Genomic DNA, 18,951 nt, shown 5'->3' with positions numbered 1-18,951 from the left:
GAAGGATTGGGAAAAATCCATCGCCAGCGCGGCAGCTTGGGTCACAATCGCACACATCCGCCGCGTCACGCGGATGCTCGCAAGACAATGAATTCACTCGAAAAGTTTTGAATCAGACTCTTAGAGATCGGTAACGCCGTTCTCCGGGACTTCGTCTTTCTCTTCAGGAGAGGGCGCCTCTGGCTTCTTGCGGATGATGATATCGCCATTGGGCAGGATTTCCGGCAGCTCGTAGCTGCTCCAGTCCTCGACCTCGGCCGCAATGGCTGCCAGCGCCGGTCCCATCTCGGACAGAAATTCCCGCATGGAGGGGCCGATTTCTGCGGCCAACCCTTCCAGATCTTCCAGCGCGGGGGCCATTTCCTTGCGCAGCCCTTCCCAGAACAGCTCAGCGCCTTTTTCCATCAAACCCTTACCATTCTCCTCGCTCTCCTGCGCCGCCACAGGGGCGGACAGGCACAGCAGGCAGGCGGCACTTACATGTAAAAACCGTTTCATGGGTCCAATATAAGCTTCCTATGCGATGATTTTAAGTCAGATCGATATCGAGGCTGACAGGGAAATGATCCGAGGCCATGAGCAGCGCCTCGCGTAGGACCTCATCGGCATAGCAATCAGCGTCCTCGAACGGGTGCCAGATCCGCCAGCGAGGATTATAGGCCGTCAGGCTTTGTGAAATCATCACATAGTCAAGGCACGCCCGGAAGAACCGTTTCTTTTCCTCATCATAAAACCGCGCGGTGCTGGGCACGATGCCTGGCCGGGGCTTTTTCAGGCTTTCGGCATGGGGGTCGGTCAGATCCTGCCCCATGATAATCTCAACCGAGGATTGCCCGAATAGGCGCTCGTATTCATCCAGACCCGGACCATCGTTCAGATCGCCCATCAGGATCAGATCATCCCCTGCCGCGATATGATCGGCAATGCGCCGGTGCAGCCAGATCGCCTGTGCCAACTGCGTGCGCCGGTTCTCAATAGCGCGCTGGATGATGGCGTCATGCCCCTTCACCCCATAGGGCGCCTTGGACTTTAGGTGCGCGCCGATCATCCGCAGGGTCTTCCCCCCGGCTGTCGTGACGTTCAGCTCCAGCGGCGGCTTTGAAAACCGCACATGTTCCGGGATGGAATCGGTGTCGAGGTCCAGCTCGAAACGGGTATCGAAACGCGGCGCTTCCTTGCTGCTCCGGGCATCGTGTTCGGCGCTCAGTACCGCTGGGTCGTACATCAGGGCGATTTCCTGATGGGTATCGGTGGCAAAGCCGCTGATCACCTCGTTGGCGCGCAGCCCCGCTTCGGCGGCAAAAGCGCCAAGAGCGCGCACGGTCCGCTGCCGCCGCCCGGTATTGGGCGCCTCGATCACCATCACCGCGTCGGCATCAAGCGTCTGGAAAACATGCGCCAGCGATACCCCTTGGGTATAGCGATCCACCCCGTGCCGCCCCGAGGGCTTATTGTCCAGAATAAGCTGGTCATTCTTGTCGAAGAGGTGTGAAAACCACTCGATATTATAGGTGACCAGCCGCATGTGCCCCGCATCCGTTGATCTCGTCCCACGCGCGGTTGATGTCGATCATCCGCTTTTCCGCCAGACGCACCGCCTCTTCGGGGACGCCCCGAGCCAGCATCGCATCGGGATGGGTTTCCCGCACCAGCTTGCGCCAGTGCTTGCGGATTTCATCAATCGGCATATCCGCCGACACCCCCAGCACCGTGTAGGGATCCTTTGGCGCATCGGTCACAAACCGCGCGCGCAGGGCGGTGAACTGTTGCGGAGTCTGACCGAAGATGCGGCTGACCTCTTCCAGAAACTCATTCTCGCCGGGATGATAGAAGCCATCTGCCAGCGCGATGTGAAACAGTCCTTCCATCAGATCGCAAAGGGTCGCCGGATCATTGGCAAACATGCGCTGGATACGCGCCGCATAGTCCTGATAGCCCGCCACATCGGTGCGCGCCATGTTGAAGACCCGCGCCGCGCCTGCCTCGTCATCGCGGGCGATCTGGAACACCTCGCGAAAGGCGGTCACCTCGTCCCGGGTGACCTGCCCGTCCGCCTTGGCCATCTTGGCCCCCAGCGCGATCACCGCGACGGCAAAACCCACGGTACGTTCAGGTGGCGCCCGCAGGCGGTCAAAAACATCCGCCAGGCTTTCACCCTTGGCCAGCGCGCCCAGCGCATCAGATATGCGGCTCCAAAGAGACATAAGAAAAGCCTAATGCGGTTTGCGCGACCTGTCAGGACCACAGGCACCGGAAACAGGTGATTTTTTAACGCAGCAGACGAATACCGTGCGGCGTGTCGAATTCTGCCTCCATGGCAGCAGGTCCGGTTTCAAACACCAACCGACCGTCGTTGAGCGGCAAAAGCGCTTCAAGATCGGCCGCATCGGGATGCGCGATCACAAGGCGCCGCAACGCGCAGCCTTGCTGCTCCAGCCGGGGCGCGGGATGGGCGCTGTGCCATTCGATGAGCGCCGGAAACAGATTGTCAAAAGGCAGCTTGCCATCGGCGGGCACTGCCATATCCCAGACCAGATCGCCTCGGGTCAGCGGCACCGGGATCCCGGCCCCATCCGGCATCCGCTCCAGCAATTCCGGCAGGCCGGTTGCGCGGCAGATCCAGTTGGTCAGGCGCGGAGCCCCGGTGAAACTATCGAGATCGAACCAGCGCGGGCTGCGTTCCGGCGTTGCCTCGGGATCAATGGCGATGGCCTCGAGATAAAGCCCGTCGGCCAGCCCCAAAAGCCGGTTGTGCGTGCCGAATACCGGGTGCTGCCCGCCTGTCTGAAGCGGCACGCCAAGCGCGGCTTCGACATGGGCCGTGGCCTCCGCAAGCGTTTCACCGGCGACGGCAATGTGATCCAGTTCCATGGCTAAGCCCCTGTTGCGACTGATTTGTGTCGTTGTCTTTCGCGCGGACCCTAGCAAATTCCCAGCGGAAGGAAACCCGCCACCTGAGCCGAAGGGCGCTTAGCAACATCGCGGGTCTGACTGGGGGGGCCGATTTCAGCTTGATCTAAAGTCAACTTCAGAAATTAGGCTTGGAATCATCAGGCGCCCTGCCCGGCCTCGCGCCGCGTAGAAACGCGCATCATGACATACAGCAAAGACCCGCGGGGCCGCGCCCCGCCGGAACCGGAGAAGATCATGCACGACCAACTACCCCCGGAACAATGGGCCGCTCAACATATCCTTGGCATCTATGAAACCCACCTGCCGGTGCGGGATCTGGACCAGTCGCTGGCGTTTTATTGCGGCCAGTTGGGGTTGCCGCTGGCCCGGCGGCTGCCGGAGCGCAATGTCGTGTTTCTCTGGGCCGGGCCAAAAGAAACCGGGATGCTGGGGCTTTGGGGCGCGGGCAGCGCGCCCCTGAGCATGCAGCTGCATTTTGCCTTTCGCGCCACGAAAGAGGCGGTACTTCAGTCCTTTGAGCGCCTGCCCGCCCAGGGTATCACACCGCTTGGATTTAATGGCGCACCGGCGGATGAGCCTGTAGTTCTAGGCTGGATGCCCGCGGTCTCTGTCTATTTCAAGGATCCGGACGGCCATTCCATCGAGATGTTGCATATGCTGGATGAGGCGCCAGATGCGGATTTTGGCGTGGGCGGTTATTCAGTATGGGAGAACCGGACGCACCGCTGATCCTGACGAGGGGAAGGCGGCTGAAACAGAAAACCCGGCGCCACGGGGCACCGGGTGTCTCTTTTTCAGGCCAACGCGCTGACCGCAAGGATCAGCTGCGCGCCTCGCGGATCAGTTTCAGGATATCCTGCGCCGCCTCGGGGATATTGGTACCGGGGCCGAAGATCGCCTTGACGCCATTGTCATAGAGGAACTGATAGTCCTGCTGCGGGATAACACCGCCGCAGATCACGATGATATCCTCTGCGCCTTGCTCTTTCAGCGCCTGAACCAGCTGCGGTGCCAGCGTCTTGTGACCTGCGGCCTGGCTGGAGATCCCGACCACATGCACATCGTTGTCGATGGCATCCTGTGCGGCCTCATCCGGGGTCTGGAACAGCGGGCCTACGTCGACGTCAAAACCGATATCAGCAAAGGCGGTCGCGATCACCTTGGCGCCGCGGTCGTGACCGTCCTGCCCCATTTTCACCACCAGAAGACGCGGACGGCGTCCTTCATCTGCAGCGAATTCATCGATCGATTTCTGGATCGCGGCAAAACCTTCGTCGCCTTCGTACGCGGCGCCATACACACCGGCCAGGGTTTTCACCTCGGCGCTGTGACGGCCGAATTCCTTTTCCATCGCCATGCTGATCTCTCCGACCGAAGCCCGGGCGCGGGCAGCTTCGACTGCGGCGGCCAGAAGGTTGCCACCTTCCTTGGCCACGCGGGTGACTTCATCCAAGGCAGCCGTGCAGGCCGCATCGTCGCGGGTGGCGCGGATCTTTTCCAGCCGCGCGATCTGGCTTTCGCGGACCTTGACGTTATCCACGTCCAGAATGTCGATCGGGTCTTCTTTTTCCTTGCGGTACTTGTTGACGCCGACGATCACCTCTTCGCCGCGGTCGATCATCGCCTGGCGACGGGCAGCGCTTTCTTCGATGCGCAGCTTGGGCATGCCAGAGGCGACCGCCTTGGTCATGCCGCCCATTTCCTCGACCTCTTCCATCAGGGCCCAGGCCTTGTCGATCAGCTCATTCGTCAGGCTTTCCACGTAGTAGGAACCGGCCAGCGGGTCGACCACATTGGTGACGCCGGTTTCTTCCCGCAGCACCAACTGGGTGTTACGGGCGATACGAGCCGAGAAATCCGTCGGCAGGGCAATCGCTTCGTCCAGCGCGTTGGTGTGCAGCGACTGGGTGCCGCCGAGGACAGCCGACATCGCTTCATAGGCGGTGCGGATCACGTTGTTATAGGGATCCTGCTCCTGCAGAGACACGCCCGAGGTCTGGCAGTGTGTGCGCAGCATTTTCGACCGGTCACTCTTGGCGCCAAAATCGGTCATCACCCGGTGCCACAGGGTACGCGCGGCCCGCAGTTTGGAGATCTCCATGAAGAAGTTCATGCCGATGGCAAAGAAGAACGACAGGCGGCCTGCGAATTTGTCCACATCCATCCCGGCCTCGATCGCGGCACGCACGTATTCGCGCCCATCCGCCAGCGTATAGGCCAGCTCCTGCACCAGGTTCGCGCCGGCCTCCTGCATGTGGTAGCCCGAGATCGAGATGGAGTTGAATTTCGGCATCTCGTTCGACGTATATTCGATGATGTCCGAAATGATCCGCATCGAGGGTGCGGGCGGATAAATATAGGTGTTGCGCACCATGAACTCTTTCAGAATGTCGTTCTGAATGGTGCCCGCCAGCAGGCTCTTGTCGTGGCCCTGCTCTTCACCTGCGACGATGAAGTTCGCCAGGATCGGGATCACCGCGCCGTTCATGGTCATTGACACCGAGACCTTGTCGAGCGGGATACCGTCAAAGAGGATTTTCATGTCCTCGACACTGTCGATGGCAACGCCGGCCTTGCCGACATCGCCCACCACGCGGGGGTGGTCGCTGTCATAACCGCGGTGGGTGGCCAGGTCGAAGGCAACCGAAACGCCCTGCTGACCGGCGGCCAGGTTGCGGCGATAGAATGCGTTACTTTCCTCGGCGGTCGAGAAACCGGCGTATTGCCGGATGGTCCAGGGGCGGCCTGCGTACATGGTCGCCTTCACGCCGCGCGTGAACGGGCCGAACCCTGGAAGCGTGCCCATATGGGGCAGCGCCTTGGTGTCTTCCTCGGTATAAAGCGGCTTGACGTCGATCCCTTCGAGCGTCTGCCAGGTCAGGTCCTCAAGCGGGCGGCCACGCAGCTCTTTTTCAGCCAGAGCCCGCCAATCGTCTGTCTTCGTCATGGGGTCTTCCTCTCGTCAAGTCGGTACGGAGCGGGTTTTGTCCCGCCACCTGTTTTTCCGGGTCATACATAATACGGGCCAGGCCATCGGCGCCCGAGGCCAGCCACATGAGATCATCAGCGTAACGCTCGCGCAGCACCGCGCTTTGCACCTCGTCCAGGGGGCGCCAGCGACCCTCTCCTTCGGGCAGGCTCCGGGCGGCCGAGGTCGGGATCATGCCGCGCAGTTCTTCCAGTCGCGGGGACGCCGCATGGCGCATGCGGGCGTTTTCGCGTGGCGCCTTGCACCCGGTCAGCAGCTCCAGCTGCAACTCGGGGCGGCCCCCAAAGGTTTCAAAGGGCAGCACCCGGATTTCAGTATCCGGCATGCTACAGGCCATGTCGGTCAGCACATCACGCCAGCTGCGGGTGCTTTCCAGCAGCCGGTTCAGCTGCCCTGTCGCAGGCACCCGATGCCCGCGCGCCACCGCATAGGTCAGCGCCGAGGTCCAGTAAGCTTCGAGGCTGCGCAGGTTCACCGCCAGCACCGACACCCTGCCATCAAAGGCTTCGTTGAAGCGCGCCAGACGCTCTCCGATCCCGCAGTAGAGCCCGGCAAGTCGCAGGTTTTCCCGCACGCTGCCGATCATGTTCTCGTCGCTGATCAGCAACTGCTCGGTACCCGCATCGCGGCTCTGGTCCAGACGCATCCGAAGCCGCCCACGCGCCCGTTTAGACGCCGCCGCAGCGCTGCCCACGGCCGGGGTTGGCTGAATGCCGTGAAACAGCCCGTCCCGGGTCAGATCCGGGCCCCAGACCTCCAGCCGCTGTTCGGCCAGCGCGGCGGCATTGAACCGCATATAATCCTGAAACGAGGTGGTGGCGCACCGATGAGCACCGACATGAACAATTACTTGCATCGCTTTTCCAGTCCTTTGGACGGGGTCCGTTTTTGCGGACCATCAGAGGGAGACGGACGGATCATGCCCTCTTCACCCTCTCAAAGCGGTTAATGTCCTCTGAATTTTTTTCGGCTCGAACACATTCGGCCATCGCATTCGCACTGGCGCGGCATATATTGACAGCAACAGGAGAGATCATGAAACCAATCCTAGCCCTTGTTCTGACAGCTTTTCTTCCCTGCGCCACCATTGCAGCCGGTGCCAGCGCCGAGGAAGCAACCACCGCCGATACCACAGGGTGGATCGAACCGGAGTACAAAGGCGATCTGAGCGATTTCCTGTGGCACAAACGGCCCGTTGTGGTCTTTGCCGACAGCCCTGAGGATCCGCGATTCCACGACCAAATGGAACGGCTGGCAAAACGTGCGGCGGATTTGCTGGACCGGGACGTGGTTGTTCTGACCGACACCGATCCAAGCGCGCGGTCCGACCTGCGCAAGAAACTGCGCCCGCGCGGCTTTATGCTGGTGTTGGTGGGCAAAGACGGCGGTGTGAAACTGCGAAAACCGCATCCCTGGACAGTGCGGGAGCTGACCCGGACCATCGACAAATTCCCATCGCGCCTGCGCGAGGTCGAAGAACGCCGCGGCAGCTGAGGCGTCAGCCGCTGCCACGCACGTAGATCAGCGCCCCGGCCTGCCGGTCGAGCACGATCATCGCATCGCCATCCGGCACGAAAATCAGCTGCGAAGTCGGGTTCATGATGGCCTGATAATAGACGCCCTTGACCAATTCGGTCATGCAGTGTGCCCCAGCCAAACCGGAGTTCAGCACGCTGATCCCCTGCGGCAGATCGCGAGACATGATTTCCTCGGTCAGCGCGTTGGGTGTTTTGCCCCGAACATCGAAATAGACCGGTTTGCCTGCCGAGAGCATATTCATGCCCGTCGCCATCGACCGTGCCCGGGACACCAACGAGCTGATGCGCGGGCTTTCGATGTAGAAGACCGCCGCAGTGCAACTGCTTGAGGATTCGAAGAAATAGGTCTCGCCCAGCTTGACCCAGGGCGCGATCTGAGCGCGCACTTCCTCTTCCTTGTCCAGCGCACAGGCCCCCAGCACCAAAAGGCCCGACAGCAGACTGACAGCAATGCGGATCATGTGGCGCCTCCGGAAACCCTTGATACCTCTCGCGTGCGGGCTGGACGCGGCACGAAACCGCCCCCACCATGCAGGAGCGGTCGCGGGCCCATCGCCCCGTCCGGATCAATCTGCCAGCCAATTCTGAAGAATTCGTGCATGGGTTGTCATACCCCGCACAAAAAAGGGCAGCCCCGGCCTCAGGGCGATGCCCTGTCCGGCCTCGCAGGCGGACTCGCGCGGCAGATCGCCCCGCAAACCCTCCGGCAAGTATGGCTGCCCCCTGCTGCACCTTATTCGAACTCCATGATGACATCGTCCACAGCGAGGCTGTCACCGGCGCTTGCGTTGACCTTGGACACAATCCCCTTGCGTTCGGCGCGCAGGATGTTTTCCATTTTCATCGCTTCAACGGTGCAAAGCGGCTGGCCTTCCTGCACTTCCTGGCCAACCTCGACATCGACCTTCACGATCAGGCCAGGCATTGGGCAGAGCAGCATCTTGGAGGTGTCCGGCGGCAGCTTCTCGGGCATCAGGCGCGCGAGTTCCGCCTGACGCGGCGTGCGCACGTGCACCTTCAGATCGGCGCCGCGGCTGCGGATACGGAAGCCGCCAGAGATCTTGCCAACCTTCAGAACCAGTCCGCTGTCATCCGTAGAAACCCGCGCCAGCTGATCGCCCGGCGTCCAGTCCGAAGCCACCCGGACCGTTTCCCCGTCGGCAAAGCGCACGGTGGAGCCGGAGGGATCTGCCTCGATTGTCACATCGAAGGACTGGCCCTGAAGCGTCACCACCCAATCGGTTCCCACCTTGCGTTCGTGGTTGTCCATACGGCCCGACACACGAGTGCGGCGGATTTCGGCGACGCGGTGCATGGCTGCTGTGGCAGCCGCGATGCGGCGCAGCTCTGCCTCGGGCAGTTCGACGCCTTCAAACCCGTCCGGGTACTCTTCGGCGATAAAGGCGGTGGTCATGTCGCCGCTAACGAATTTCGGATGATCCATCACAGCCGACAGGAACGGCAGGTTGTGACCGATGCCCTCAACCTCGAACCCGTCCAGCGCATCACGCATGGCCGCAATCGCTGCCTCACGGGTCGGCGCCCAGGTGCAAAGCTTGGCGATCATCGGATCGTAATACATGGAGATCTCGCCGCCCTCATAGACGCCGGTGTCGTTGCGCACTGCGACGGGGCCTTCGGGCGCTTCGCCCTGCCATTTGCCGTTTTCCAGCAGCGGGCCAGAGGCTTGCTCTGCCGGGGGACGATAACGGGTCAGACGACCGATGGAGGGCAGGAAGTTGCGATAGGGATCTTCGGCGTAAAGGCGGTTTTCAATCGCCCAGCCCGTCAGTTTCACATCATCCTGAGTAATGCTCAGCGGCTCACCACCGGCGACACGGATCATCTGCTCCACCAGGTCAACGCCAGTGATCAGCTCGGTCACGGGGTGTTCCACCTGCAGGCGGGTGTTCATTTCCAGGAAATAGAAGTTCTTGTCGCCATCAACGATGAATTCCACCGTACCGGCAGAGGCATAGCCCACCGCCTTGGCCAGGGCGACGGCCTGCTCGCCCATCGCCTTGCGGGTGGCTTCATCAAGGAAGGGCGACGGCGCCTCTTCGACGACCTTCTGGTTGCGGCGCTGGATCGAGCATTCGCGCTCCCCCAGATAGATGCCGTTGCCGTGGGTGTCGCAGAGCACCTGAATTTCGATGTGGCGTGGCTGTGTGACGAATTTCTCGATAAAGATCCGGTCATCGCCAAAAGAGTTCGCCGCCTCGTTCTTGGAGGACTGGAAACCTTCGCGGGCCTCCTCGTCGTTCCAGGCGATCCGCATCCCCTTTCCGCCGCCGCCGGCAGAGGCCTTGATCATCACCGGGTAGCCGATCTCGTTCGAGATCTTCACCGCCTCATCGGCGTCCTCGATGAGGCCCATGTAGCCGGGAACCGTGCTGACGTTTGCCTCTTGGGCAATCTTCTTGGAGGTGATCTTGTCACCCATGCTTTCGATGGCCCCTACGGGGGGGCCAACAAAGGCGACGCCCTCGGCGGCCAGCGCCTCGGCGAATTTGGAGTTTTCAGACAGGAAGCCATAGCCGGGATGCACCGCTTGGGCGCCGCTCTGACGGATGGCGTCCATGACCTTGTCGATCACGATATAGGACTGGTTCGCGGGCGGCGGGCCGATGTGCACGGCCTCATCCGCCATCTGAACATGCAGCGCCTGCTTGTCCGCATCAGAATAGATGGCAACGGTCTTGATGCCCATTTTGCGCGCCGTCTTGATGACGCGGCAGGCGATCTCGCCCCGGTTGGCGATCAGGATCTTATCAAACATTGGCAGTCCCTTGTTCTCTTTTGAGCCGGAATGCAGGACGCCGCCCCCGGGACGCACCCGGGCGCGGCATCTGCGCGGTGGTTGAACCGGCCTCAAGGGGCCGGAATGTCAGGGCAAGGGCCGCGGCGATGCGATCAGCATTTGCCAGGGTTTTCCTTGCAGTAGATGAGATTTGCAGCTGTGCCAACAGCGGCGCCGGTAACCGGGTTGCCGTCGAGCAAAAGCGAGCCGAGCGCGCCTGCGCTGGCGCCATAGACGACCTGCTCGCCGGTTGACTGCCCACAGGCCGCCAATCCGCCGCACAGGGCCAGGAGCGAGAGTATCCGTGTTGCCTGCATTGCCGTTTTCCTTTTCTGACCGAATTTATCTGGCCAGAGAAGATTGCAGGACGCCCAACGAGCCGCAACGCGCGGGGCCTCTGGGTGCCGGAATGAGCGATGGACCGCCCGCTTTCCCGCAGCCTGTGGCGGGGTTCCGCGCACTGGATGCACTCAAGGAACAGGCAAATGTTGCGCCGCAAAAAAAGAGGCAGGCCGCGGATGGGGGCGCGGTCCTGCCCATCCAAGTCAAGGGACTGGAACAGATGCGTGACAGCGCGAGCATTCCGTACTGTCACATCCAGAATGCAGCTATTGGCAGGGGTGGAAAGCCCGGTGTTCTGCAACGCCACTGACTGCGCAGCTTCCCGCTGAAAGGCGCGCCCCATGTGCGAATTCACGCCGACGCAGCGCACAGAATCCCGGCATTGGCCGCCAAACAGGCGGGCGGACGGACCACCAGTCACCGGGGCTGCCGCGCAGTTGCGCAGCGCCGTGATATGGTAGCCCGCCAGAGCCATCAGTCTGCGGTCCCGTCAAAGGCTTCAGGGAAGGACAGGCGCGCGACATCCACATCGATGACAAGCAGTGCCTCGTAATCTTCGGGATCAAAGGGCTCTTCGGCGGCCACGACTTCGCGCCCGAACAGCCAGCTCAGCCGCCCGGCATCAAGGTTGCCCCGTTCGAAAGGCTGGTCGCCAAAATTCTCCCACAGCGCCCGCATAAAGGCCGCATCGGCCCTGCGGTCCGGCGGACGCCGGTCGCGGAACCGCTCACGCTGAGTGATCGGCGTGACCCCTTTGGGGTTTGGACGACGAATGGTGAACTGGAAATCGGTACCCGGAAGACGGCCGGGAAACCCGCGGTGTTTCAGCATGGTGATGCCTCCAGTCCGGCACCCCGCGCGGCGACTGGGGCCGGCCACAGGGCCGGACCCCTGACGATGTTACTTGTATTTGCCGGTGTAGGTCGGTTCGACCGAGATGGGCTCGGGCTCCACCACGACAAATTCTTCTTCTTTTGAGCCGCATGCAGCGACGGTCGCCAGCAAACCAGCCAGCGTGAAAAGCTTGATGCTCTTGGACATTTCTGTCTCCTGATTATTGTCCTGAAACCCGCCGAGGGAAGTACCTCTGCAGGGTTCGACCTCAATATGCGGACGGCATTTACGCCGCCCAGCTGCATCATAGCCGAATGACAGGTCTTTTCACATCGAAAACACGCGGAGCGGTAGCTTTGTGATCGCAAAGCCGCAGGCAAAGGTGCACTACAGTCGAGGGTCGCAAGATCTTGTAGATACATCAGAAACCCTCCCAGATGCAGGTGTCGCCACTCGGACGATAGGCTTCGAAATACTGGGTGGCGGCGGGATCCTGCACACCAAAGGGCACAGCGCGATCGGCAAATGAGATGACGATACGTTCCGGCTGCAGCGCGTGTTCCTGCATATAGGAGAGTGCCAGCTCCTGGCACAGGTGATCCATATCCGCCATCGCCTGATCATGGGTGGCTGTGCCGCCATTGCGGGAAATCTGCGGCGCCACGAAACGCAAGCGCAGCCACAGTGCACCAGGGTCACGATCCAGCAGCACTTCAGACAGGGTGACCGGCTGACCAGAAGGTACGGAAATCGGCGCCACTCCGGCCTCACCTGCCGAAGCGGCAGACGCTGCGAGCATATTCAGGAAACCAGAAACGACGGCCACAAAATATCCGCAGCCCCGACCCCAAAAACGATGGGCTCCTCCTGCCGGGGCTGCAGGCGCTGCGCACGCGGCGCGCGCTGTCCTTATGCCGATGAGCCGGATCATGGAGCCGATTCGCCCTTCGTGTCAAACGTTGTTACAAATTTGTGCAAAATGATTTGCCCAAGCGGCATTCTTTGGCGCCGCACAAACCCCGTACACGCATATGCAGAGCTGTGGGGCATTGCCTCTCCCACCACTCGCGCAGGACTACCGGAAAGGGCGCACATCAGGAAAGTCACAGATCCGCCCCCTGCCCGCGCGCCGCGTGGCGCAGCCAGCGCCCGCGGTTTGCCGGTTTTTCCAGCACAGCTTCAATCCGCTCGGCCAGCACCGGAGACACCAGCCCCAGGACGCGACCGCCAGCCGTCACCCTGACGCCCTCGGCGGTCTGCGCCACCCGAACCACCGGAGAGAACCCCCGCACGTCTTGCAACGCCCGCCACATATCCTGCCGGATCTGATGCGCCAGCCGTAACGGATCCGCCTTGGGCAGATCCGCGGCCACCGCCACATCGAACCGAGGTGGGCGCTGCCGACAGAGTGTCAGAGCCCCCTCCTCGCGCAGGATATGCCACGAACGCGCCATCAGCAGATCACAACGGGATGTTGTCGTGTTTCTTCCACGGGTTCTCGAGCTTCTTGTTACGAAGGCTCGCGAAGGCCCGGCTGACCCGCTTGCGGGTGGATTGCGGCATGATCACCTCGTCGATGAAGCCGCGTTCCGCCGCCACAAAGGGATTGGCGAAGCGGTCTTCGTAATCCTTGGTATGAGCCGCGATCTTGTCTGCGTCACCCAGATCGGCGCGGTGAATGATTTCGGTCGCGCCCTTGGCGCCCATCACAGCGATCTCGGCCGTGGGCCAAGCGTAGTTGAAATCGCCGCGCAGGTGCTTGGAGGCCATCACGTCATAGGCACCGCCATAGGCCTTGCGGGTGATGACGGTCACTTTTGGAACAGTCGCCTCACCATAGGCAAACAGCAGCTTGGCACCGTGCTTGATGACGCCGCCATATTCCTGCGTGGTGCCCGGCAGGAAGCCCGGCACGTCGACCAGCGTCAGGATCGGGATTTCGAAACAATCGCAGAAGCGCACGAAACGCGCTGCCTTGCGGCTGGAGTCGATATCGAGGCAACCGGCCAGAACCATTGGCTGGTTGGCGACAACACCCACGGTCTGCCCTTCGAGGCGAATAAACCCTGTGATGATGTTCTTGGCGAAATCTTCCTGGATCTCGTAGAAATCACCTTCGTCCGCGACCTTGGTGATGAGTTCCTTCATGTCGTAGGGCGTGTTCGGGTTTTCTGGGATCAGGGTATCAAGGCTTTCCTCGATCCGGCCCGGCTCATCAAAGAAGGGGCGCACCGGAGGCTTTTCGCGGTTGTTGAGCGGCAGGAAATCCACCAGGCGGCGCACTTCGGCCAGTGCTTCGACGTCGTTTTCAAAGGCGCCATCGGCAACCGAGGATTTCTTGGTGTGGGTCGAGGCACCGCCCAGTTCCTCGGCGGTGACGACCTCATTGGTAACGGTTTTCACCACGTCGGGGCCAGTCACGAACATGTAGGAGCTGTCTTTGACCATGAAGATGAAGTCGGTCATGGCAGGCGAATAGACCGCGCCGCCCGCGCAGGGGCCCATGATAACCGAGATCTGCGGCACCACGCCCGAAGCCATGATATTGCGCTGGAACACTTCGGCATAGCCAGCCAGCGAGGCAACGCCTTCCTGAATACGGGCCCCGCCCGAGTCGTTGATACCGATCACCGGCGCGCCGTTTTGCACGGCCATGTCCATGATCTTGCAGATTTTCTGCGCGTGGGTTTCGCTGAGCGAGCCGCCAAAGACGGTAAAGTCCTGGCTGAAAACATAGACCATACGGCCGTTGATGGTGCCCCAGCCAGTGACAACACCATCGCCGGCAGGCTTTTGTTTTTCCATACCAAAATCGGTGCAGCGGTGCGCGACGAACATGTCGAACTCTTCAAAGCTGCCTTCGTCCAGCAACAGATCAATCCGTTCGCGCGCTGTCAGCTTGCCGCGTCCATGCTGCGCATCGATCCGCTTTTGCCCACCGCCCAGCCGCGCGGTGTCGCGGCGCTCTTCCAGCTCGGAAAGGATATCTTTCATGGCACAGGTCCCCTATAGATTTCCGGGCGACAATAGCCCGGGGGCTGTCTGGGCCAAAGCCCTTTGTCGCAAATTTGCAAATCGTTTGCATACGCCATAAGCAAATTTGCATATTTAGCAAAATCCTCGGCATTATCCGGCTGCAAACCGCCGGTCTTGGCGCACCGCGGGCTAGCGCCTCTTTCCTCAACCCCGACCCGGCAGTAAGCTTTTGATCAGTAACCGTCGATCCCGGTAACCAGTGAGGAAAATGATCAGATGCTGAGCCAAGCGGAAATCATCAAGGCCCTGCAATTCGCCCGCTTTTACGACAGCGATCCGATGAACTCGACTGGCGCTCCGCGGCTCGAGATTACCTATCAATATGCCGGCACGCAGCAGCCGGGTGACCTCCCCACAGACACCACCTACAGCGGCTGGCGGGATTTCACGACCGCCGAGAAGGCCAATTTCGAGACCGCGCTGGCGCATATCGAAAGTTTTCTGAACGTCGAATTTACCGAGGTCAGCGGTGAGGACGATCCGGATATCAACGTCGGCGCAGTCACCCTGTCCGGCAACACCTCGGGCTATGGCGGTTACGGTGTCAGCTTTTTTGACACCACCATTACCGAATGGGACGGCTTCGTAGTCTTTGACGAGAGCCGCGATCTGTCCTCGGCCGATGCAATGAATCTGCTGCTGCACGAACTGGGCCACGCGATGGGCTTGCGGCACACATTCGACCCGGACGCCAACCTGCCGGAGGAATACGACAGCAACCTTTATTCCATCATGTCCTACACTACCAACCCGATCAACGGCCAGGACAGCGGTGCGATGATGCTGTTCGACGTCCTGGCGCTGCAGGACATCTGGGGCTCAGCCGACTACAACACCGGCGACACCCGCTACACCGGATCGCGCACCAATACCGTTGATGCGATCTGGGACAGCGGCGGAGAGGACACGATCTTTGGCCAAAGAGGCAGCGACCAGCTCGAAGGCGGCGCCAGCCGGGATCGCCTGTTTGGCCAGGGTGGGCGCGATGATCTGGAAGGCAACGCCGGACGGGACGTTCTTCGCGGCGGCAACAGCAAGGATTTCCTGAGCGGAGGCGGACACCGGGACCGGCTGTTCGGCGGCAATGGCAACGATACGCTGAAAGGCAACGGCGGCAACGACATCCTGAACGGTCAGTCCGGCAATGACAGGCTGTTCGGCGGTCGCGGAGATGACAAGTTCGTGTTCAACAACAGCTTCGGCAACGACACGATCAGAGATTTTGCCGATGATTTGGATAGCCTTGAGATCACTGGCCACGGCGATCAGGCCACCCTCCTTGCCGCGGCAAGTGACACGGACAAAGGCGTTTTGTTCGACTTTGGCGCCGACACCCTGTTGGTCAAGGGCATTACACTGGCCGATATTAGCGACGACATTCTGATCTGACGACATCGCCATTCGGCACGGGGCACATTGATGGCCCCGCCCGCGCACAGGGGGTGTGTAATATCACCAATAGACAATTTGTCGCTGCTGCACTAACCCCTTAGCATGACAACTACTCCGCGCATGAACATCTCTCCCCGGGCGCCCCGAACGGCGCCCCATATCGGTACGCTCATCCTTCTGGCAGGCATCTCTGCCCTCGCGATGAATGTCTTTCTGCCTTCCCTGCCGGGCATGGCAGTATATTTTGAGGTCGACTACCGGCTGATGCAGCTCTCCGTCGCGCTTTATCTGGCGGTGAACGCGGTGGTGCAGATTCTGGTTGGCCCGATTTCGGACAAGATGGGCCGCAGACCGGTGATTCTTGCCAGTATCATCCTGTTCCTGATGGCCACACTCGGCTGCATCTTTGCCCCGAATGCGGAAATTTTTCTGTTCTTCCGAATGGCACAGGCTGCGATTGCCGCCACCATGGTGCTGAGCCGTGCCGCAGTGCGTGACATCTATGACACCGACAAGGCTGCCAGCATGATCGGCTATGTCACCATGGGCATGGCTGTGGTCCCGATGATCAGCCCCGCGATCGGCGGGATTCTGGACCAGATCTTTGGCTGGCAGGCCAACTTCTGGCTGCTGGTGGTGCTGGCACTGGGCACCTACGCGCTGACCTATTTCGATTTTGGGGAAACCGCGCAGAAAAGCGGCAAGACCCTGCTTGCGCAGTTCAAGGAATACCCCGAACTGTTCCGCTCGCCGCGCTTCTGGGGTTATTCGCTGGCCTCTGGACTGGCCTCCGGCGCCTTCTTTGCCTACCTCGGCGGCGCACCCTTTGTCGGCACACAGGTCTATGGCCTTGACCCGGCGACGCTCGGCATCTGTTTTGCCGCGCCCGCAGTCGGGTACTTCCTGGGGAACTTTGTTTCCGGGCGCTTTTCCATGGCCTTCGGCGTCAACCGTATGGTGCTCTGGGGCTGTATCATCAACGGGGTCGGCGTTGCTATCTCTCTAGGGATCGCGCTGGCCGGGCTGGACAGTCTTTATACCTTCTTCGGCTTCATGACTTGCGTCGGCCTCGGCAATGGTATGGCCATCCCGAATGCCACTGCGGGCGCGATTTCCGTGCGCCCGCACCTGGCCGGGTCTGCCTCGGGCCTTAGCGGTGCCATTATGATTGGCGGCGGAGCGGGCCTTAGTGCGATGGCGGGCTGGGTTCTGGTACCCGGCGCCACAGCCGTGCCGCTGCTTGCTATCATGTTTGTCACAGCCGTGCTGGGACTTCTTGCGATCATCCTTGTGATCCAGCGGGAAAAATCTCTGCAGCTCTAGCGCCTTGCCCCATCGGGTTTGCAATTATACACTGAGCGTGGAGATGATTTGCAAAGGTAGACCCGATGGCCACCCAAAAGCTTTATGCCGGAGCCAAGCTGCGCGAAATGCGGACCCGGCTTGAGCTGACGCAAAAGGATTTTGCCGCCAAGCTGGGTGTCTCCCTGCCCTATCTCAACCAGATGGAGAACAACAACCGTCCGGTGTCGACCACCGTGGTGCTGGCTCTGGCGCAGGAATTCGGCATGGATGTCACCGAGCTGAGCACCGGTGACAGCGAGCGCCTGGTCAGCGACATGCGCGAGGCGATGGCGGACCCGGTTTTTGCCGATGACCCGCCGCCCTTAGCCGATCTGCGCCTGACCGCATCGAACGCACCGGCGCTGGCGCGTGCCTTCCTGACGCTGCACCGGGCCTACCGGCAGACCCACGAACGGCTTGCCTCTCTTGATGAGGCACTGGGGCGCGAGGATGCCCGCATCCAGGCCAGCCCCTGGGAGGAAGTGCGCGATTTCTTCCATTATTGCGACAACTACATCGACGCGGTGGACCGGGCCGCAGAACGCTTTGCTGGCGCGGCAGATGTGCGCGCTGCGGCGCTATCGGCGCTGGAAAACGCCGGGATCACGGTTCAGATGACGGATATGACCGGGCTGCGCAGCTACGACGCCGAGAGCCGCACCTTAAGGCTCTCAAACCGCAGCGCCCCCTCTACTCAGGTATTTCAGCTGCTGCTGCAGGTGGCGCTGCTCAGCCAGGACAGCCTGCTGGAGGCGACGCTGGATTTTGCCCGCTTCCAGACCAGCGAAGCCCGCGCCATCGCCAAGATCGGCCTCGCCAATTATTTCGCGGGCGCCGCCCTGATGCCCTATGGCCGGTTCCTCGCCGCTGCGCAGGAGACCCGCCACGATCTGGAGCGACTGGCCACCCATTTCGGCGCCTCGATCGAACAGGTCGCACACCGGCTGTCGACCCTGCAACGGCCGGGCGCCAAGGGCATTCCCTTCTTCTTTGTGCGGGTGGATCAGGCCGGCACCATCACCAAACGCCATTCTGCCACACGGCTGCAGTTTGCCCGCTTTGGCGGCGCCTGCCCGCTGTGGAACGTACACCGGGCCTTTGAAACGCCGGGCCGATTCCTGCGTCAGCTGGCCGAAACCCCGGATGGGGTACGCTACCTGTCGCTGGCCCATGATGTCTCAAAACCCGGCGGCTCCTTCGGCTCACCGGTGCGGCGCTATGCCATTTCCCTTGGCTGCGAAGTGCGCCATGCAGATGCGCTCATCTATGCCGACAGTCTGGATGTGAATAATGCCTCCGCTTACGAGCCGATCGGCATTTCCTGCCGTATCTGCGAACGCAAGGACTGTCACCAGCGGTCTGTCCCGCCACTGGAACGCCGCCTCAGCATCAATGCGGATGCACGTGGCGTACTGCCCTACGAGGTCAGCTGACACAAAATGGGGCCCGCATTGCGGACCCCGGAACTTTTTACCAACGCTCTGTGCTTCAGGCCTTTTCGGACAGGAGGCTCCAGATTTCGTCCTTGAGTGCGGCACGTTTCTTGCGCATCTCAACCTCGGCCAGCTCCTCAACCGGCTCCACATTGGTTTCGGCACGGTGCACGGCGCGGTTCACCTCGTGATACTCATCCGCAAGCTTGGCGAAATGCGCATCGGATTGTTTCAACTGGCTGATCAGCTCCGCCTTGTCGGGGAATTCCTGGGCCAGTTCATGAGGCGTGTTGGACATCTGTTCGCTCCTTTATCTGTATTGCTTGACAG

Annotated in this window: 21 protein-coding genes and 1 pseudogene; 7 read left to right on the top strand and 15 right to left on the bottom strand. The window is 61.1% G+C overall.

Annotated elements, in window-relative coordinates; translation table 11 throughout:
* Positions 1–91 (top strand): annotated as a pseudogene (locus AAFO90_RS15380) (IS5/IS1182 family transposase); the annotation flags it as partial.
* A 29-nt stretch (positions 92–120) separates the two neighbouring features.
* Here the strand turns inward: AAFO90_RS15380 and AAFO90_RS15375 are convergent.
* The 4 genes from AAFO90_RS15375 to AAFO90_RS15360 form a co-directional block, all read right to left on the bottom strand.
* Positions 121–498, bottom strand: coding sequence for a hypothetical protein (locus AAFO90_RS15375; RefSeq protein WP_274835714.1), 378 nt, complete (start codon positions 496–498; stop codon positions 121–123).
* A 31-nt stretch (positions 499–529) separates the two neighbouring features.
* Positions 530–1,525: an endonuclease/exonuclease/phosphatase family protein gene (locus AAFO90_RS15370; protein WP_274838647.1), complete on the bottom strand. Its 996-nt coding sequence runs from the start codon at positions 1,523–1,525 to the stop codon at positions 530–532.
* Positions 1,506–2,204, bottom strand: coding sequence for a molecular chaperone DjiA (locus AAFO90_RS15365; RefSeq protein WP_347509920.1), 699 nt, complete (start codon positions 2,202–2,204; stop codon positions 1,506–1,508). Before AAFO90_RS15365 ends, AAFO90_RS15370 begins: the two co-directional genes overlap by 20 nt.
* A gap of 64 nt (positions 2,205–2,268) precedes the next feature.
* Positions 2,269–2,871 carry a VOC family protein gene (locus tag AAFO90_RS15360; protein WP_347509919.1) on the bottom strand — a complete coding sequence of 201 codons (603 nt, stop codon included), beginning with the start codon at positions 2,869–2,871 and terminating at the stop codon, positions 2,269–2,271.
* 276 nt (positions 2,872–3,147) lie between these two features.
* On the opposite strand from AAFO90_RS15360, the gene AAFO90_RS15355 reads away from it, so the two are divergent.
* A complete protein-coding gene (locus AAFO90_RS15355; RefSeq protein ID WP_347509921.1) occupies positions 3,148–3,642 on the top strand; it encodes a VOC family protein in 495 nt (164 codons plus the stop codon).
* Positions 3,643–3,733: 91 nt separating this feature from the next.
* Here the strand turns inward: AAFO90_RS15355 and scpA are convergent, their stop codons facing one another.
* Positions 3,734–5,860, bottom strand: a complete 2,127-nt coding sequence (gene scpA, locus AAFO90_RS15350) for a methylmalonyl-CoA mutase (protein WP_347509918.1) — start codon at positions 5,858–5,860, stop codon at positions 3,734–3,736.
* On the bottom strand, positions 5,826–6,758 hold the full coding sequence (locus tag AAFO90_RS15345) for a hypothetical protein (RefSeq protein WP_347509917.1): 933 nt from the start codon (positions 6,756–6,758) through the stop codon (positions 5,826–5,828). The genes scpA and AAFO90_RS15345 overlap by 35 nt, the downstream gene beginning before the upstream one ends.
* A 179-nt stretch (positions 6,759–6,937) precedes the next feature.
* On the opposite strand from AAFO90_RS15345, the gene AAFO90_RS15340 reads away from it, so the two are divergent.
* Positions 6,938–7,396: a DUF4174 domain-containing protein gene (locus AAFO90_RS15340; RefSeq protein WP_065270749.1), complete on the top strand. Its 459-nt coding sequence runs from the start codon at positions 6,938–6,940 to the stop codon at positions 7,394–7,396.
* 4 nt (positions 7,397–7,400) lie between these two features.
* On the opposite strand, the gene AAFO90_RS15335 is transcribed toward AAFO90_RS15340, so the two are convergent.
* From AAFO90_RS15335 to AAFO90_RS15325, 3 genes are all read right to left on the bottom strand, one after another.
* Positions 7,401–7,901, bottom strand: coding sequence for a hypothetical protein (locus AAFO90_RS15335; protein ID WP_347509916.1), 501 nt, complete (start codon positions 7,899–7,901; stop codon positions 7,401–7,403).
* Positions 7,902–8,173: 272 nt separating this feature from the next.
* Positions 8,174–10,219, bottom strand: a complete 2,046-nt coding sequence (locus AAFO90_RS15330) for an acetyl/propionyl/methylcrotonyl-CoA carboxylase subunit alpha (protein WP_347509915.1) — start codon at positions 10,217–10,219, stop codon at positions 8,174–8,176.
* Positions 10,220–10,353: 134 nt separating this feature from the next.
* The gene (locus AAFO90_RS15325; protein WP_065270752.1) at positions 10,354–10,557 is read right to left on the bottom strand and encodes a hypothetical protein; all 204 of its coding nucleotides are present in this window, start codon (positions 10,555–10,557) and stop codon (positions 10,354–10,356) included.
* Between the two features lie 92 nt (positions 10,558–10,649).
* Between AAFO90_RS15325 and AAFO90_RS15320 the strand changes: the two genes are divergently transcribed.
* Positions 10,650–10,892, top strand: a complete 243-nt coding sequence (locus tag AAFO90_RS15320) for a hypothetical protein (protein ID WP_274828368.1) — start codon at positions 10,650–10,652, stop codon at positions 10,890–10,892.
* Positions 10,893–11,056: 164 nt separating this feature from the next.
* Here the strand turns inward: AAFO90_RS15320 and AAFO90_RS15315 are convergent, their stop codons facing one another.
* From AAFO90_RS15315 to AAFO90_RS15295, 5 genes are all read right to left on the bottom strand, one after another.
* Positions 11,057–11,413 (bottom strand): hypothetical protein, encoded by a 357-nt coding sequence (locus tag AAFO90_RS15315; RefSeq protein ID WP_065270754.1) that lies wholly within the window; start codon positions 11,411–11,413, stop codon positions 11,057–11,059.
* 69 nt (positions 11,414–11,482) lie between these two features.
* On the bottom strand, positions 11,483–11,623 hold the full coding sequence (locus AAFO90_RS15310) for a hypothetical protein (RefSeq protein WP_165832697.1): 141 nt from the start codon (positions 11,621–11,623) through the stop codon (positions 11,483–11,485).
* A gap of 214 nt (positions 11,624–11,837) precedes the next feature.
* Positions 11,838–12,215 (bottom strand): DUF6497 family protein, encoded by a 378-nt coding sequence (locus AAFO90_RS15305; protein ID WP_347509914.1) that lies wholly within the window; start codon positions 12,213–12,215, stop codon positions 11,838–11,840.
* 304 nt (positions 12,216–12,519) lie between these two features.
* Positions 12,520–12,870, bottom strand: a complete 351-nt coding sequence (locus tag AAFO90_RS15300) for a hypothetical protein (RefSeq protein ID WP_274832506.1) — start codon at positions 12,868–12,870, stop codon at positions 12,520–12,522.
* Positions 12,871–12,877: 7 nt separating this feature from the next.
* Positions 12,878–14,410, bottom strand: coding sequence for an acyl-CoA carboxylase subunit beta (locus tag AAFO90_RS15295; RefSeq protein WP_274828364.1), 1,533 nt, complete (start codon positions 14,408–14,410; stop codon positions 12,878–12,880).
* Positions 14,411–14,668: 258 nt separating this feature from the next.
* On the opposite strand from AAFO90_RS15295, the gene AAFO90_RS15290 reads away from it, so the two are divergent.
* The 3 genes from AAFO90_RS15290 (at position 14,669) to AAFO90_RS15280 (ending at position 18,621) form a co-directional block, all read left to right on the top strand.
* Entirely contained in the window at positions 14,669–15,841 is a 1,173-nt protein-coding gene (locus AAFO90_RS15290; protein WP_347509913.1) for a matrixin family metalloprotease, read from the top strand.
* Positions 15,842–15,946: 105 nt separating this feature from the next.
* Positions 15,947–17,167 (top strand): multidrug effflux MFS transporter, encoded by a 1,221-nt coding sequence (locus tag AAFO90_RS15285; RefSeq protein WP_347509912.1) that lies wholly within the window; start codon positions 15,947–15,949, stop codon positions 17,165–17,167.
* 65 nt (positions 17,168–17,232) lie between these two features.
* Positions 17,233–18,621: a short-chain fatty acyl-CoA regulator family protein gene (locus AAFO90_RS15280; RefSeq protein WP_347509911.1), complete on the top strand. Its 1,389-nt coding sequence runs from the start codon at positions 17,233–17,235 to the stop codon at positions 18,619–18,621.
* 55 nt (positions 18,622–18,676) lie between these two features.
* Here the strand turns inward: AAFO90_RS15280 and AAFO90_RS15275 are convergent, their stop codons facing one another.
* The gene (locus AAFO90_RS15275) at positions 18,677–18,919 is read right to left on the bottom strand and encodes a DUF465 domain-containing protein (protein ID WP_274828360.1); all 243 of its coding nucleotides are present in this window, start codon (positions 18,917–18,919) and stop codon (positions 18,677–18,679) included.
* Between the last annotated feature and the right edge of the window lie 32 nt (positions 18,920–18,951).

This window comes from Phaeobacter sp. CAU 1743 (assembly GCF_039839315.1).
In the GTDB taxonomy this organism is placed as follows: domain Bacteria; phylum Pseudomonadota; class Alphaproteobacteria; order Rhodobacterales; family Rhodobacteraceae; genus Phycobacter; species Phycobacter gallaeciensis_A.
This window is presented reverse-complemented; position numbering and strand designations above follow the sequence as displayed.